Below are 16,853 nucleotides of genomic sequence, written 5' to 3' on the forward strand. Positions count from 1 at the left end.
AATGCATATACCTATTTTAACTGATATTATTCCGCTTCATATTATTATTCTTGGTATTTTATTTTACATAATTGTAGCTAGGTATCTTAAGAAGAGATTTTTTTTCCATGATTATTTTGATCCAACTATATTGATTTTTTTTCAAATAGTTTTTACTTTTTTTGTATTAACATTTTTAGGTTTAATAAATTTAGGCCATTTTTTTTCTTTTGTTGTTTTTTGTTGGATCATACTGTATTTTGATAAAACCCGATTAAAAATATATTCGTATGTTCTTATTAATGAAAAAATATGGTTAGAATTTGCTTCTTTTTTATTTTTAATTGTTTGTAGCATGAATCTTTATTTGTTTTTCACAAAAGGATTTTTACTTTTTCAGGATGATATAGGAAATGCAAAACAAGAATTTTACCAAGGTGCAGGAATATTCAAAAGAATAAATCAATTGGCTGTTCCAATTATTGGATTATCGTCATTTTATTATTGGTATCAAGGAAAAAAATATTTAGCTTCAATTTTTATGTTTTTTTCAGCCTTTTTGCTTTTGACTTTAGGTTCAAAATCTGCCTTAATAGATATTATGTTTGTATTTGGAGCATACTCAAGATTTAAAAAAATAGAAATCAATTATGCGAAAATGATGCCTATTTTGATAGGATTATTCATGTCGTCTTTATTTTTATTTTATTTGATTTATGGAGATTCCTTTATGGGAGATTTTGCATACAGAATTATTGCATTTAGCGATGGGCCTGTTTATTATTTTTATGGTAATTTATCTAAATATATTAATTATCCCATCAGTTATATGTTTGATTCCATGTTTGTAGGAATGAGAATTTATGGTAATTTGCACTTTAGTTCATTGGGACCATTAATAAATTCATTATATTTTAATTATGATAGCGATTTGGTAGGGCCTAATCCTCAAATTTTTGTTGAAGCAGATGTAATGGCTAAAAATTTTTATTTTTTCTATTATGTCATTGTTGGTTTTATTTTTATTATTGGTAGAAAATTAACGGCAACTCCTTTTTCTTTTCTTTTAATGAATTCATTTATTGCGCCATTGTTAATCGATACTCAATATGCATTTTCTAATTTGTTTTCATTGTTGATTTTGTTTGTAATTTTCTTTTTTTATTTTATTTCTAAAAAAATCTTTTTGTTGTGATTGATAAAAGAAAAATAGTTTACTTAGGGTTTAATAGTATGTTTGGGCATAAACGTGGAGTCGAAAATGTAATTCATTTTCAATCTCAGGCAAGCCCATCAAATGTAAATTATTATTTGCATTGGGATTTTAAAACAAGTGTAAAGAGATATGAGAAATTGATTTGTATCGGAGTCAAGAAAAATCGATTTTGGTTTATTACGTTGAATATTATTTTAATAAAACTTAGAAAAAGAAATGATTTTTTTTTCATCCATTCTCACAATCCTTTGATGAGTATAATGAGTTTGTATCAAAGTAATTTATTTACTGTTCATGATGCATTATATTATTTGACAAATGCCAGGGGATATAGGTTAAATAAATTTTTTTTTTTATTGGAAAAAATTCTTTATCTGCGTTGTGTCAATATTCATTTTATTTCGGATTATGCAAAAAAAATGAGTTTATATAGAAAGAAAAATAATTTCATAATAATTCCAAATACTTCTCATTTTGAAAAATACAATATAAATGATGAACTTCCAACTAATTTAAGAGTATTCAAAGAAGATGTTATGAAGGTTTTTACTGTAAGAAGTATTGAGGAAAGAGCTTTAATAAATCTAATTATTGAAATTGCTATTAGGTTAAAAGAGGTCAAAATTGAATTTTTAATTGCTGGAAAAGGACCTTTATTAGATTTTTATCAAAAAAGAGTAAAGGAATTACAATTGGAAAATGTGACACTTTTAGGATTTGTTTCTGATAATGATTTGATTCAATATTATAGAAATTGTGATTTAGTTTTGATTCCTGCAGCTTACGGTGAAGGTTTCGGATTGCCAATAATTGAGGGATATTTGTTTGATAAACCGGTCATTTCATCTAATGCCTGTGCTATTCCTGATGTAATTATTTCAGATGATTTTCTATTTGAGAATAATGTCGAGAGTCTTATAGATAGAATAGATTATTTAAGGTATAAAAGTAAATATAATTATAGGAGTTATTACGATGAATATTTTTCCAATAAAGTTATAATTTCTAAAATGAGTAGATTATATAATGAAATTATGCTTGATTAGGGAGACAGGTGTAAATGATTTAAAATTTTTTGCAGATAAAAAAACTTTTTGAAATTTATAAAAAGAGTAGTAATAAATGGAGGTGGTTTTATAAAAAAGAAATTAAATAAAGGAATATCATAACATCTTCTTTTGAAAAAAAATTATGAATATATTTTTAGACAATATAATTTTTTCTTTGCAGAAAGCTGGCGGGGCTTCAATTGTTTGGCAACAACATTTAAAAAGGTTATTGGAAGATAAAGAATTTCAGCCTCATTTTTTTGAGTATGAAGATGCAGGCTTAAATCTTTTTAGACAGCTATTGACTATTGATGAAGGGATAATTGATTTAAAGAGTACTCAGTTTTTATATCTAAAACGTTATCTAAATTTTAAATCAGTAAATAAAATTAAACACATTTTTCATTCGTCACATTATCGCGTGGAAAATTCCAAAAATGCAATTAACGTTACAACAGTTCATGATTTCACTTACGAATATTTTATAAATGGATTAAGACAAAAGATTCATTCTATGCAAAAAAATAAAGCAATTAATGAATCCCAAGGAATTATTTGTGTTTCACAAAGTACGAAAAGAGATTTGTTGCATTTTTTACCACATATCAGTGAACATAAAATTAAAGTCATTTATAATGGGGTTGACGAATGTTTTAGAGTATTAAATGAGAGTAGTAATTTTCAAAAGAAACATGAATTTGAAAATTATAGTTACTCTTTGTATATCGGTGATCGAAAAGCAGGTTATAAAAATTTTTATATGGCTGTTGATGCTTGTAGTCTAGTGAAAAGTCCTCTTTTATTAATTGGAGGTGGTGAATTAACAGAAGCCGAACAATATTATTTGAAAATGAAATTAGGAGAAAAGAACTTTGCTATACTTTTAGGGGTAAGTGGAGAGGATTTAAATTATTATTATAATAATGCCTGCTGTCTTTTATATCCATCACTTTATGAGGGATTTGGTATTCCTGTGGTAGAGGCTCAAAGAGCTGGTTGCCCAGTTATTGCAACTAATTGTTCGTCGATTCCAGAAGTTATTGCAAATAAATATTTGGCTATTGATAATCCAACTCCAAAGGAAATTTCAAAAAAAATAAATGAATTATCTCTTCTTGGCAATTTGCGAAAAGAAACTTCTGAGAAAGGAATGATAAAGTCTAAATGCTTTAGTTGGGAAAATACTTATCATCAAACGAAACAATTTTATAAAGAATTATATTTTGAAGAATAGGTATTCCTTGTTGACGATTATTAAACTGTTTTTTTGGATATTTCGGACAAAATTAATTTGGAGAAATGCACGAATAATTCGTTTTCCTTTTGATTTAAGAGGTAAGAGATATATGTCAATTAGTTCTGGATTTACAACTGGTGTGGGATGTAGACTAGAGGCATATCCTGAGTATGGAAATAAAGTTTTGTATGTAGGTAAAAATGTTCAAATTAATGATTATGTTCACATTACGGCAAGAGAACATGTTTTTATTGGTAATAATGTCTTGATGGCAAGTAAAATTTACATTTCGGATTGTAGTCATGGAAGTTATTCGGGTGATTCTTTTGACAGTGATCCTACAAGTAACCCAATAGATAGAAAACTTTTTTCAAAATCAATAATAATCAATGATAATGTTTGGTTAGGTGAGTTTGTTTCTGTTCTAAAAGGAGTAGAGATAGGTGAGGGGACAATCGTAGGAGCCAATTCTGTGGTCTCAAAAAGTCTTCCGCCCTATGTAATAGCCGTAGGTATTCCAGCAAGACCAATAAAAAAGTATAATTTTGAAACTAATAGATGGGAAAAAATAAATATTTAAAATAATGAAAAATATATTAATAACAGGTGGAGCTGGATTTATAGGCAGTAACCTTGCTCTTAAGCTTATTGAAAAGGGATATAGTATTACAGTTTTAGATAATCTTTCCAAACAAATACATGGTGATAATCCTGAAGTAACTTCTCCATTATTTCAAAGTATAAAAGGCAAAGTTAAATTTATACATGGAAATGTTACTTCAAGAAAAGATTGGTTAGAAGCTCTTGAAGGTCAGAATGTTGTAGTGCATTTTGCGGCTGAAACAGGAACCGGTCAATCAATGTATTGTATAGAAAAGTATACTGAAGTTAATATCCAAGGAACTGCAATTATGCTTGATATATTGGCAAATAGAAAAAACTCTGTTGAGAAAGTAGTTATTGCTTCTTCTCGTTCAATTTATGGTGAAGGAAAATATGAACATCCTCAATTAGGGATTATCTATCCATGCCATAGAAAGGAAGAGGATATGTTGGCTGGAAAGTTTGAACTTACTTATGAAGATAATCAGATTCTTCAGTTATTAGCAACTGATGAGGATTCTAAAATACATCCGTCATCTGTTTATGGAATTACGAAGCAGAATCAAGAACAAATGATAATGACGGTATGTCCTACTTTAGGGATTGCTCCAGTAAGCTTTAGATACCAGAATGTATATGGGCCTGGTCAATCATTATCAAATCCTTATACTGGTATTTTATCTATTTTTTCAACACAAATTAGAAATCATAATGCGATTCAAATTTTTGAGGATGGTAAAGAATCAAGAGATTTTGTTTATATAGATGATGTTGTGGCTGCTACAATTCTTGGTGTTGAAAAGGAAGAGGCAAATGGACTAGTTTTCAATGTTGGAACAGGTGTCGCTACTGATGTTCTTGAGGTTGCAAATTCTTTGATTAAAGCTTATAATATAAAAGTTCCTGTTGCTGTAACTGGTAGGTTTAGATTGGGGGACATTCGTCATAATTTTGCTGATTTGAAAAAAATTAAAGCGGCTTTAGGATTTGAACCTAAGGTGTTTTTTAAGGAAGGTATCGAAATGTTTGCGGCTTGGGTGCTAAAACAAGAAATTCAAGAGGATAAACTAAGCGTATCTTTGGATGAAATGAAAAGGAAAGGATTGTTAAAATAATGATGAACAAGAGTTTTATTGATAAGAAAATACTCTTTTTTTCTGTCAAATTATTTAATTATGAAAATATTATTGCCGATAAATTGAGGGCTTTGGGGGCTGAGGTAGATTATTACGATGAAAGGCCAAGTAATTCAATATTTACAAAAGGAATAATTAGATTAAAAAGAAATTTGTATAATGTTAAAATATCGAGATATTATAATGATATTTTAAAAGATGTTAAGGGAAAGAGTTATGATTATTTTTTTTTGATCAAAGGTGAAGTTATGCCCCAATACTTTATTGATGAAATCATAGCATTAAATCCTGAAATCATATTATTATATTATACTTTTGATTCATTTGAAAATAATCCAAATGGAGTTGATATTTTAAAAAATTTTCATAAAAAATTTTCATTTGATTCAAAGGATTCTCAAATGTATAATTTGACTTTTAGGCCTTTGTTTTTTTCAGATGATTATCATAAATTAATTAGTAAGGATAAAGTTACGTATGACTTGCTTTTTATTGGTACGGCACATTCGGACAGATATGTTATTAGCGAAAAAGTCGGGAAATGGTGTGAAAAAAATAATTTAAAAAAATTTTTGTTTTATTATTCTCCTAGTAGAATTGTTTTTTTATTTTTCAAATTTTTTGATTCTTCATTTAAAAAATTTAAATATGATAAAATTTCTTTTTTTAGTTTAACACACAAAGATATAATTGAATTATACCAAGAATCTAAAGTTGTATTAGATATAAATCATCCTAATCAAAAAGGATTGACAATGAGGGTTTTTGAAGCTCTAGGTAGCGGTAAGAAGCTGATAACTACTAATGTGGATATCAAAAGATATCCGTTCTATAATGAAAACAACATTTATATTATTGATAGGAATAGTATTAAAATGAATCTAGAGTTTTTTACGACTCCTTTTCTCGAGATAAATGAAGAGTTGTATGGTCGTATGTCAATATCTGGTTGGCTGAATGAATTGTTTTTTAGCGATAATTTTGAATGGTTAAATGATGATGCTAGTTGCAAATGAAAAATGTATTATTAACTGGGTCGAATGGGTTTTTAGGTAAAATAATTATAAATGTCTTAGACAGAGAAGTGAAGATTACTACTTTGTCAAGAAAGTCTGGAGATTATCAAATTTGTTTAAGTAAGGAAATACCTGTTTTTAAAAACGAATTTGATCTTGTAATTCATGCAGCAGGAAAAGCTCATAGCATTCCTAAAGCAGAAATCGAAGAAAAGGAATTTTACGAAATCAATGTGACAGGAACTGAGAATTTATTAAAAGGATTTGAGAAGTCAACTAAACCTAAAGAGTTTATTTTTGTAAGTTCTGTTTCTGTTTATGGACAGAATATTGGAAATATGATTGATGAAGATCATCCTTTACAAGCTATTGATCCATACGGGTTAAGTAAAATTGAAGCTGAGAAATTTGTTATAAATTGGTGTAAAAAAAACAACGTAATTTGTACGATTTTACGTTTACCATTATTAGTGGGTAAAGATGCTCCAGGTAATTTAGGAGCTATGGTAGAAGCGATTGTTAAAGGATATTATTTTAATATAGGAAAAGGTGAGGCTAGAAAAAGTATGGTTTTAGGTAAGGATGTGGCCTCACTAATAATGAAAGTTTCGACAGTTGGGGGAATTTATAATCTAACTGACGGATTTCATCCAAGCTTTAATGAGTTAAGTGTAGCTATATCTAGGAATAAAAACAAAAAGGAGCCTTTAAATTTACCAATAGGATTAGTGAGAATTATCGGAAAACTAGGCGATTATTTAGGAGATAAGTTTCCAGTCAATTCATTGAAAGTAAAAAAAATGGTTTCTGATTTAACTTTCGATGATACTAAAGCAAGAGTTGTTTTGGATTGGAATCCGCAATCTGTCGTTGAATATATAAATAATAATAAAATATAAAATGGATATGCTAACTTAGCCTTCACAGAAAGTGAATATCCAGACTTATTGGTTTTAAATTGCATGATTTTAATTTAAAAAATCTATGATGTTTTATATTTTATTTATTTTATTGATTTCAGGTATTCTATCCTTGGAACATTTTTATCCGAATAAACAAATAATTATAGGGTTTTTCGCGTTTTGCATAGTGGTGTTAGTTGCAGGATTTCGGGATAGAATAGGTTATGATTATGATAGTTATGTTTCTTGGTATCTTACCAAAACACGAGATGATGATTTTGAATTTGGTTTTGTTGTCATTATGAATCTATTTAGGGTATTACACTTAGAGCCTCATTTTCTTTTTTTCTTTTTTTCTTTTTTTACTTGTTTTTTTCTTTTTTTAGGAATTAAAAAATATACCGAAAACCAAAGTTTCGCTTTTATGATTTTTCTGTTGTTGCCGGAACTTTTTTTAACCTCTTTTCATTTAGTAAGACAATCATTTTCTGTGGCTATTTGTTTTTATGCTTTTTATTATTTGATGAATAAAAAGTATTTTATTTATTTAACATTAATGTTTGTTGCGGTCTCGATACATTATTCAGCTTTTCTGCCTTTATTAATCTATTTCTTCGTTTTTAAGTATCCCGAGAAATTTAATGAAAGAAATATTATTGTAATGTTATTGATTTCCTTCTTGATTTCGAAAATTAATAGTATTCAATTATTTTATTTTTTATTTGAGAAAACCAGATATGCTTATTATTTTTCGCAAGAGAGTGCCCCTGTTAATAATTATAAAATAATTATTCTAAATTTAGTCGCTCTTTTTGTTTTGTTTCATTTCAGAAAATTGAAAGAGAAATATCCTAATCATAAGTATTTATTACCCTTTTATTTTTTTTCAGTTATATTCATAAACCTATTTAGTTCGTTTGCTGATATGGCAAGACTTGTCTTATATTTCAGGATTTTTGAAATAATAATTATAGCTGATTTAGTTTTTTTATTTGCCAAGAAAAAAAGATTATGGTTGGTCACAGGGTTTTATATTTACTATTTTGCAGCATTTACATATACTTTGAGAGGGGATCTGGAGAAGACGGGTGTCGGTAAATTTATTCCATACCAAACATTTATTCTGAAATAGTATTAGCATTATGTTTTCTACGGATTAAAAGATAGATTAACAATTATTGCAATTTTATTTAAGAGATAAAAAAAACAAAGGTTAATCTTTAAAGTTTATATATAAAATCATTTAAATACTAAATGCACTACATCATCCTCATTTTCGTCCTGTTTTCTCTGGAATTGATTTATTTCAAGATTGCGGACAAATGCAACATCATTGACCAACCCAATAACGGGTCTTCTTATTCGAATAGCACTGTTGTATCCTTGACTTTGTGTCAAGATACTGGAAAAACATCCCTTATTTTGATACAAAATTTTATTTATTTGGCTTTACTTTAAAGCAAAAGCTTATTTTGAATCTATTGAAGTACCCATTATTCCGGATTTTAAAAAATCACCAAGATTGCAGTTTTTAGACACGGGTATTCTTAATTGTGTTTTAGGGATTAGTGCTCAAATGCTCCCGTTAAATGATTTAAGTCAAAGTTATAAGGTGCCATCATACCCCATATCATTACGCAAGAATTAATTTTTATGCAATCTAAAAAGCCGATTTACCCAGGTCATTCGCTTTTAAAAAAGGAAAATAAAGTTTGCCACGAATTACACCAATTGCCACTAATTTTTATCCAAATTTAAAATTGAATTGCGCGAATTCTGTCTGTTTTTAAGAATTTGTGTAATTAAAAATTAATTGTAATTCGTGTTTATTAGTGTAATTGCTTCGCCTATTGGTCCCGACAATTGTCGGGACTCGGGTCGTGGCGGTAACTTTTAAATGCGAATGCCCTGGGTTTTGCTGTAAATCGTAGCTTGTTTGTCCAATAATTTCAATAGTATCGACCAGTATTCACTTTTAATTCCATTATAAATTAATGAATTTTCTTTTCATCACGGCTGTTTTATTCGCTATCGAACTTCTCTATTTCAAGATAGCAGACCGTTACAACATCATTGACAAACCCAATCACCGCTCGTCCCATTCCAGCATTACCCTTAGAGGGGGAGGGATTATTTTTCCCATTGCTGTTTTAATTGCTTTTCTGTTGGGGTATGTGGGTTGGGCAGTAACCTTGGCTGTCCTTTTAGTAGCCATCGTCAGTTTTGTCGACGACATAAAACCCTTGTCGCAATTGCCTCGTTTTGGTTCGCATGTCATTGCAGTCTTGTTGATTGCGCATGACTTGCATCTCTTTCAGGAAGCCTTTTGGGTACTGCCTTTGGTATTGGTTTTGTTGATAGGATGGATCAATGCCTTCAATTTTATGGACGGCATCAACGGCATAACGGTATTGTATGCCTTGGTGGCCATTGCCAGTTTTGCTGTTTTGCCCATTCACGCATCGAGTTTGCCCTTGCTGATTACCATGGGGTTGTCTTGCCTGGTCTTCGGTTTTTTTAATGTTCGCCATAAAGCCAAAACTTTTGCGGGGGATGTGGGAAGTATCAGCATGGCCGTGTTTCTGGGTTATTTTTTGTTTAAGACAATCGTCGAAACGGGGCAAATAGGGCACATGCTTTTCTTTTCCGTTTATGGTATTGATGCCATCATCACGATTCTTTACCGGATTAAAAGAGGAGAAAACATATTGGAAGCCCATCGTTCCCATTTGTATCAATATTTGGCCAATGAATGGGGGTATTCCCATATTGCCATTTCGGTCATTTATGCCGTTTTGCAATTGCTGGTAAACGGGATTGTTGTTTATTTAGACCAACAAGGAGAACTGTCGATTTTGAATTCCTTGATAATTTCATTTGTATTGACTTTTGTATATTTGGCGATTCGAGTCCTCGTGGTTCGGAAAATACCGTTAAAAAACACTTAGGTTTTTTGGGGAATTGCAACCCCATTTCATTTCATCATAGTTTGTTTATGAATGATAAAAAAATATGGATTTCTTCTCCGCATTTGGAAGGGAGCGAACAAAAATACGTTCAAGAAGCTTTTGATTCCAATTGGATTTCCTCCGAAGGCTCGAATCTTGTGGGGCTGGAAAAGGACTTGGAAAACTATCTGGGGCAAAACTGTTTTGTCGGCGCTTTAAGTTCCGGTACGGCAGCCATTCATTTGGGGCTTATTTTGTTGGGGGTAAAAGCCGGTGATGAAGTTATTTGCCAAAGCATGACGTTCTCGGCATCGGTCAATCCGATATTGTATCTTGGAGCCAGTCCGGTTTTTGTTGACAGTGAACTCGATACCTGGAATCTTTGTCCAACAGCACTCGAAGCAGCTATTCTGGACAGAATCGAAAAAGGCACAAAACCCAAAGCCATTATAGCGGTTCATTTGTATGGCGTACCGTATAAAATAGACGAAATAAGGGCGGTTGCCGACAAATATGAAATTCCAATTCTGGAAGACAGTGCCGAAGCCATTGGAAGCAGTTATAAAGGGCAACAATGTGGCACTTTTGGCGATATTGGTGTTTTGTCTTTCAACGGCAACAAAATGATTACCACTTCAGGAGGTGGGGCGATTGTCGCCAAAACCAAGGCGGTAAAAGACAAAGCCTTGTTTTTGTCCACCCAATCCAGGGATAATGCACCCCATTATCAACACAGCGAAATAGGGTACAACTATAGAATGAGCAATATTTGTGCAGGGATTGGTCGCGGACAAATGGAGGTTTTGGATAATCATATTGCCTTGCGCAGAAAGATGCATGCTTTTTATGTCGATTTGTTCAAAGACCTATCCGGGGTCACTGTTTTTCAAACCGCCCACGAAGATTATTTTGCCAATTATTGGTTGAGTGCGATTGTAGTTGAACCGGAATTGACCAATGGAATAGACAGGGAAACGGTTCGTCTGGCCTTGGAAGCCGACAACATTGAAAGCCGTCCCTTGTGGAAGCCCATGCACTTGCAGCCCATTTTTGAGAAATATCCTTATTATGGTAACAAAGTGGCCGAAACCTTGTTTGAAAAAGGGTTATGTTTGCCATCAGGTTCCAACTTGACCAACGAAGACAGGGCCAGAATCAGTGACGTAATAACAAGATTATTTCAAAACAATGAGCATTCGTAAAAAAAATTAAGTAAAATTGTATCCTAATATTTTAAAATAAAATGAACGTAGAAGAAACCTTCATAAAAGACTTGGTAATCCTTACTCCTGCCGTGTTTGAAGACTCGAGAGGCTATTTTTTTGAAGCCTATAATCAAGCCCGATTTGAACAAAACGGGATAACTTACCAGTTTATCCAAGACAATCAATCCTTTTCCAAGAGAGGGGTAATTCGCGGGCTGCATTTGCAGGACAAGCCTTTTGCGCAGGCGAAATTGGTGCGCGTATTGCAGGGAGAAATTCTGGATGTGGCCGTGGATTTGCGTAAAAACTCGCCTACTTACGGACAGCACTTCAGTGTGGTGCTGAGTGCAGAAAACAAAAAACAATTAATGGTTCCCCATGGTTTTGCCCATGGATTCTCCGTTTTGAGCGAAACGGCATCCGTTTTGTATAAAGTGGACCAGGTGTATCATAAAGAGAGTGAAAGAGGTATTCGTTATGATGATCCAACATTAGGAATTGATTGGAAACTGAGTTCCGAAGAGATATTAGTTTCCGACAAGGATCTTGTTTTGCCTAATTTCGAAAACTGTAATTCCCAATTTTAATGAAGAAAATACTTGTAACCGGCGCCAATGGACAATTGGGTTCGGAAATAAAGGTGCTGGCAGGCAACTATCCTGATTTTGATTTTATTTTTACCGACATTGCCGATTTTCCCTTGGATAAAACCGAGGAAATAATTGCCAATTTCAAGCTTGTTCAACCTGATATTGTTATTAATTGTGCGGCCTACACTGCAGTTGACAAAGCCGAGCAAGACCAAGTAACAGCTGATGCCATCAATCATTTGGCGATTGGAACTTTAGCCGATTTGTGTCATCAATCCGGGGCAAAGTTGGTTCACGTTTCCACCGATTATGTTTTTGACGGAACATCACCCATAGCGTACAAGGAAGAGGACAAACCCAATCCCAAAAGCGTTTACGGCGTCACGAAATTGGCAGGCGAAATAGCTTGTTCCAAAAATTGTCCCGAAAGCATCATTATCAGGACAGCCTGGGTGTATTCTGAATTTGGAAACAACTTCGTGAAAACGATGTTGCGCTTAATGACGGAAAGAGACAGCTTGGGCGTGGTCAACGACCAGATTGGTTCCCCTACTTATGCGGCCGATTTGGCGCAAGTAATCTTGACTATTTTGGACAGTGGCAAATGGGAACCCGGAATTTACCATTATTCGAATGAAGGTGAAATCAGCTGGTTTGATTTTGCCATGGACATCAAGGAAATTGCCCAAAAATCCTGTGAAGTAAAAGGAATTCCAGCCTCGAGTTATCCAACACCGGCCGAGAGACCCGCTTTTTCCTTGTTGGATAAATCAAAGATTAAAGCAGTTTACGGCATAGAGCCGGTGGATTATAAAATTAGCCTCAAGACCATGATGGCCAAGTTGGGGGAGTAGTTGTCAGTTATCTGTTATCGGTTATCGGTTGTCGGTTAAAACTGGAAACCGCTACCATAAAAACATAAAAACATAAAAATACCATGAAAGGAATAATATTGGCCGGTGGATCCGGCACGCGATTGCATCCATTGACTTTGGCCATGAGCAAACAAATGATGCCTGTTTATGACAAGCCCATGATTTATTATCCCTTGTCGACATTGATGTCGGCAGGAATCAACGAAATATTGATTATTTCGACACCCCACGATTTGCCTAATTTCAAAAAGCTTTTGGGAGACGGATCGACCATTGGTTGCCAGTTCAGTTATGCCGAACAAGCCATTCCCAACGGTTTGGCGCAAGCCTTCGTGATTGGGGAAGAATTTATCGGTAACGACAGCGTGGCCTTGGTTTTGGGTGACAATATTTTCTTTGGATCCAATATGGACGAGTTGTTGCAATCGAACACCCAACCCGAAGGCGGCGTTGTTTTTGCCTACCACGTTTCGGATCCGGAGCGTTACGGAGTCGTTGAATTTGATGAAAATTACAAGGCCTTGTCCATTGAAGAAAAACCATTGGAACCGAAATCCAATTATGCCGTTCCGGGATTGTATTTTTATGACAACTCGGTGGTTGAAATCGCCAAAAACATCAAGCCCAGTCCTCGCGGGGAATATGAAATTACCGATGTGAACAAGGTCTATCTTGAAAAAGGAGCCTTGAAAGTGGGAATCTTGAACAGGGGCACGGCCTGGTTGGATACGGGTACTTTTAATAGCCTGATGCAGGCGGGACAATTTGTTCAAGTCTTGGAAGAACGCCAAGGATTGAAGGTGGGCTGTATCGAAGAAATTGCTTGGCGACAAGGATTTATCAGCAGCGAACAACTAAAAGCCATAGCGGAACCTTTGCTCAAATCCGGTTATGGAGATTATCTTCTGCAGGTGCTGAAACAAAACAAGTAAAATTTTATCCCGGTTTTAGTCCGGGATTTTTTTGTTATTCTGTTAATTTTTCTTGCTGCCAGAAATGAAATGTTTTCGGGAAAATATTATGTTAATGTTAACAATAGGCGTGATGTTGTGCATATTGTCGATAAAAATGAAATGTTTTGTAAGAAAGAGTTTTTCTACACGAATAATTTGTATTTTTGTTTGCTTAAAAATTGTGTTATTTTTAGTAGGAATAGTTTTTTAATATCAAAACAGGATTTTAACTATGGAAATTTCAAAATATTTTTCTAGGGACTACTTGAAATTCAATATTCATAACTTGAGCTACCTGCCCAGATGGATAATTGTATTGATTGACATATCGGTGCTGGTTATGTCCTTCATTTTGACTTTTGTAATTTTTAAGGGAACGGGATTAAATTATGTCATCACTGGTTATTCTCTCCTATTTGTTAGCCTGTTTTTTGGAATAAACGTGTTTTTCTTTTGGTTGTTTAGAACCTATTCCGGAATTATTAGGCACTCTTCTTATATTGATGCCGTCAAGATTTTGTTTTCACAAAGTTCTGTCTTGGTTTTTTTCCTGTTTTTTAATTTTTTGTTTGAATTATTTTTTAAAGAAAAGGCGTTTTTAAACACGGCACTTTTCATCAATATCGTATTGTCTTTTTGCGGTTTGTTTTTATATCGAGTCGTGGTGAAACAAACATTTGAACTGTATTTCAGGGAAAAGAGCGACAACAATTTGATCAAGGCCATTATTTATGGTACCGATGCCAATGCCATTTCGGTTGCCAATGCGCTAAAGTTTGAATCGCCATCCCGTTTCAAGATTGTTGCCTTTGTGGACAAGAACAATCAAAATGCTTCCAAACGGATGTTGGATTTGCCCATCTTGGTACAAAGAAAAAAATTGCCTGCCTTGATGCGTTCCGTGGGTGCCGAAGGATTGGTTATCGCGGATAAAAGTTTGTCCAAGGAAGAAAAATTGATTATCATTGACCAATGTCTGGAATTTAATTACAAAGTATATACCATTCCTTCCGTTACGGATTGGGAAAACCAGAAGGAGATTTCCCAAAAAGTAAAAAACATCCAAATTGAGGACTTGCTCGAAAGAGATCCTATCGTATTGGACGGTGTATCCATTTCCAAACAGTTAATGGGTAAAACCATCCTGATTACGGGAGCCGCCGGATCCATTGGCAGCGAAATCGTAAGGCAGGTATTGAGTTTTAGTCCCAAAAAAATAATTATACTGGATCAGGCCGAAACGCCATTGCATCATATTGGTTTGGAGGTAGAAGGAATCAAGGGCAATACCATAATACATTCGGTTATTGTCGATATCAGGAACAAGACCGCCTTGGAGAAAATATTTAAACAATACCGGCCCCAAATGGTTTACCATGCCGCTGCTTACAAGCACGTGCCATTAATGGAAAAGAATCCTTCCCAAGCCATTTTGACCAATGTGAACGGCACCAAAAATCTGGCTGATTTGGCTTGCGAGTATCATGTAGCCAAGTTTGTGATGATTTCCACGGACAAAGCCGTGAATCCAAGCAATGTTATGGGGGCCAGCAAGCGAATAGCCGAGAAGTACGTACAATCGTTATATTTGAAATGCAAAGAAAATAAAGGAATGTATGCCACCAAGTTTATCACGACCCGTTTTGGAAACGTGTTGGGATCCAATGGTTCCGTCGTGCCTTTATTCTCCAAACAAATAGCCGAAGGCGGTCCTGTTACCATCACGCACCCCGACATTATCCGATATTTCATGACCATCCCGGAAGCCTGTCAATTGGTTTTGGAAGCGGGTTCGATGGGGAATGGCGGCGAGATCTATATTTTTGACATGGGGAAACCAGTCAAGATTATTGATTTGGCCAGAAAAATGATCAAGTTGGCGGGTTTTACTCCCGACAGGGACATCAAGATAAAGGTTGTGGGCTTGAGACCCGGCGAAAAATTATACGAAGAACTGCTGAACGACACTTCAAAGACGTTGCCTACCTATCACGAAAAAATCATGATTGCACAGGAATTGCAGATGGAATATGAAGATTTGCACCTTGATATTCAAGAACTCATCGGCATAGCCAGTTTCTTTGACAATGACGACATCGTGGCCAAAATGAAAAAAATAGTACCCGAGTTTATCAGCATGAATTCAGTCTATGCTACATTAGACAAATAGTTTTTCCTGTTTTTAATCCTAAAAAAGTTTACAAGAGCAATTTATTGCTCTTGTAAACTTTTTTTGTTTATGGAGAGGACAGATAATAGATGAAAGATAATAGATGAAAAGAGGATAGTTGAACTATAGATGATGCTATTCCATGCCAAAAAACTGGTTGTTGACAATGACTTCTTTTAGCGGTGTCAAGTCTTTCAATTTTACCTTTTGTTTGAAAGCGGCAATATGGTTGGCGTGATGCACGTCGGAACCCACAAAGTCATAGAGGCCTTTTTGGAGCAGTTTATCGGCAATCTTGGCAATGCTTTCTCCATAATAACCCACCACCGACAGTAAATTCAATTGAAACAGGCAACCCGCCTTTTTTAGTTTCAGGTATTCCTCAAAATTGTGATGGTAAAACAAATAGCGTTCCGGATGCGCCAAAACCGGGATATAGCCTGCCACCTGTAAATCGAATAAAATAGCGTACAATTGGATGGGGGCATTGATATAGGACATTTCGACCAAGACGTACTTCTTTTTGAGTGTCAACAGTTTCTCGGATTGAAAAAGTTGCACAAAATTATCATCCAGCATGTATTCGGCGGCGGCGCGAAAAGGAAGGGTGATTTGGTTTTTCTCCAGTTCCAGAACGGTTTCGGCTTCCCTTGATTTTATTTGGTCAGCAGAGTTGTTCCAGACGTGTTGCATGACGTGGGGCGTGGTGATGAATTGTGAAAATCCAAAACCTTCAAGCGCTTTAACCAACATTAAGCTGTCTTCAAAAGTCTTCGCGCCATCATCGATACCATGCAAAAGATGGGAGTGCATGTCGACGTGGTTGCAGGGAATTAAATCCTTGAGAACGGGTTTTGATTTGAATAAATGGAACATGGTGCAAAGGTAAACAAATTGGTATTTATTTTGGGTAGAATGGATATGGATTTCAATGCAAACGGCTTCCTTGATTTAAGCAGGTTTTATGCTTGTTT

The 16,853-nt window shown here is 34.1% G+C and carries 16 protein-coding genes; 15 read left to right on the plus strand and 1 reads right to left on the minus strand.

All coding sequences use genetic code 11. The features are described from left to right. Position 1: 1 nt before the first annotated feature. The 15 genes from OZP13_RS00475 to OZP13_RS00545 all read left to right on the plus strand — a co-directional run bounded on the left by OZP13_RS00475 (position 2) and on the right by OZP13_RS00545 (position 15,879). Entirely contained in the window at positions 2-1,174 is a 1,173-nt protein-coding gene (locus tag OZP13_RS00475) for a hypothetical protein (protein ID WP_281298268.1), read from the plus strand. Continuing rightward, positions 1,171-2,241: a glycosyltransferase family 4 protein gene (locus OZP13_RS00480; RefSeq protein ID WP_281298269.1), complete on the plus strand. Its 1,071-nt coding sequence runs from the start codon at positions 1,171-1,173 to the stop codon at positions 2,239-2,241. Before OZP13_RS00475 ends, OZP13_RS00480 begins: the two co-directional genes overlap by 4 nt. A gap of 145 nt (positions 2,242-2,386) precedes the next feature. Next, positions 2,387-3,478, plus strand: a complete 1,092-nt coding sequence (locus OZP13_RS00485; protein ID WP_281298270.1) for a glycosyltransferase family 4 protein — start codon at positions 2,387-2,389, stop codon at positions 3,476-3,478. A gap of 112 nt (positions 3,479-3,590) precedes the next feature. Then, the gene (locus tag OZP13_RS00490) at positions 3,591-4,061 is read left to right on the plus strand and encodes an LbetaH domain-containing protein (protein WP_281298271.1); all 471 of its coding nucleotides are present in this window, start codon (positions 3,591-3,593) and stop codon (positions 4,059-4,061) included. Positions 4,062-4,065: 4 nt separating this feature from the next. Beyond that, a complete protein-coding gene (locus tag OZP13_RS00495; RefSeq protein WP_281298272.1) occupies positions 4,066-5,199 on the plus strand; it encodes an NAD-dependent epimerase/dehydratase family protein in 1,134 nt (377 codons plus the stop codon). Continuing rightward, positions 5,199-6,236, plus strand: coding sequence for a WaaS/CpsH family glycosyltransferase (locus OZP13_RS00500; RefSeq protein WP_281298273.1), 1,038 nt, complete (start codon positions 5,199-5,201; stop codon positions 6,234-6,236). The genes OZP13_RS00495 and OZP13_RS00500 overlap by 1 nt, the downstream gene beginning before the upstream one ends. After that, positions 6,233-7,135: an NAD-dependent epimerase/dehydratase family protein gene (locus tag OZP13_RS00505; RefSeq protein ID WP_269241744.1), complete on the plus strand. Its 903-nt coding sequence runs from the start codon at positions 6,233-6,235 to the stop codon at positions 7,133-7,135. Before OZP13_RS00500 ends, OZP13_RS00505 begins: the two co-directional genes overlap by 4 nt. An 85-nt stretch (positions 7,136-7,220) precedes the next feature. Next, positions 7,221-8,270 carry an EpsG family protein gene (locus OZP13_RS00510; RefSeq protein ID WP_281298274.1) on the plus strand — a complete coding sequence of 350 codons (1,050 nt, stop codon included), beginning with the start codon at positions 7,221-7,223 and terminating at the stop codon, positions 8,268-8,270. A gap of 122 nt (positions 8,271-8,392) precedes the next feature. Next, the gene (locus OZP13_RS00515) at positions 8,393-8,596 is read left to right on the plus strand and encodes a hypothetical protein (RefSeq protein ID WP_269241745.1); all 204 of its coding nucleotides are present in this window, start codon (positions 8,393-8,395) and stop codon (positions 8,594-8,596) included. Between the two features lie 536 nt (positions 8,597-9,132). Continuing rightward, positions 9,133-10,086, plus strand: coding sequence for an MraY family glycosyltransferase (locus OZP13_RS00520; RefSeq protein ID WP_281298275.1), 954 nt, complete (start codon positions 9,133-9,135; stop codon positions 10,084-10,086). A gap of 47 nt (positions 10,087-10,133) precedes the next feature. Beyond that, positions 10,134-11,288 carry a DegT/DnrJ/EryC1/StrS family aminotransferase gene (locus OZP13_RS00525; RefSeq protein ID WP_281298276.1) on the plus strand — a complete coding sequence of 385 codons (1,155 nt, stop codon included), beginning with the start codon at positions 10,134-10,136 and terminating at the stop codon, positions 11,286-11,288. A gap of 41 nt (positions 11,289-11,329) precedes the next feature. After that, positions 11,330-11,878 carry a dTDP-4-dehydrorhamnose 3,5-epimerase gene (gene rfbC, locus OZP13_RS00530; RefSeq protein ID WP_281298277.1) on the plus strand — a complete coding sequence of 183 codons (549 nt, stop codon included), beginning with the start codon at positions 11,330-11,332 and terminating at the stop codon, positions 11,876-11,878. Next, positions 11,878-12,735, plus strand: coding sequence for a dTDP-4-dehydrorhamnose reductase (rfbD, locus tag OZP13_RS00535; RefSeq protein WP_281298278.1), 858 nt, complete (start codon positions 11,878-11,880; stop codon positions 12,733-12,735). Before rfbC ends, rfbD begins: the two co-directional genes overlap by 1 nt. An 83-nt stretch (positions 12,736-12,818) precedes the next feature. Next, the gene (rfbA, locus tag OZP13_RS00540) at positions 12,819-13,688 is read left to right on the plus strand and encodes a glucose-1-phosphate thymidylyltransferase RfbA (protein WP_281298279.1); all 870 of its coding nucleotides are present in this window, start codon (positions 12,819-12,821) and stop codon (positions 13,686-13,688) included. Between the two features lie 253 nt (positions 13,689-13,941). Continuing rightward, on the plus strand, positions 13,942-15,879 hold the full coding sequence (locus tag OZP13_RS00545; RefSeq protein WP_281298280.1) for a polysaccharide biosynthesis protein: 1,938 nt from the start codon (positions 13,942-13,944) through the stop codon (positions 15,877-15,879). A 135-nt stretch (positions 15,880-16,014) separates the two neighbouring features. Here the strand turns inward: OZP13_RS00545 and OZP13_RS00550 are convergent, their stop codons facing one another. Then, positions 16,015-16,755 carry a tyrosine-protein phosphatase gene (locus OZP13_RS00550; protein WP_281298281.1) on the minus strand — a complete coding sequence of 247 codons (741 nt, stop codon included), beginning with the start codon at positions 16,753-16,755 and terminating at the stop codon, positions 16,015-16,017. Positions 16,756-16,853: the final 98 nt, after the last annotated feature.

Source organism: Flavobacterium limnophilum, from assembly GCF_027111315.2.
Taxonomy (GTDB): domain Bacteria; phylum Bacteroidota; class Bacteroidia; order Flavobacteriales; family Flavobacteriaceae; genus Flavobacterium; species Flavobacterium limnophilum.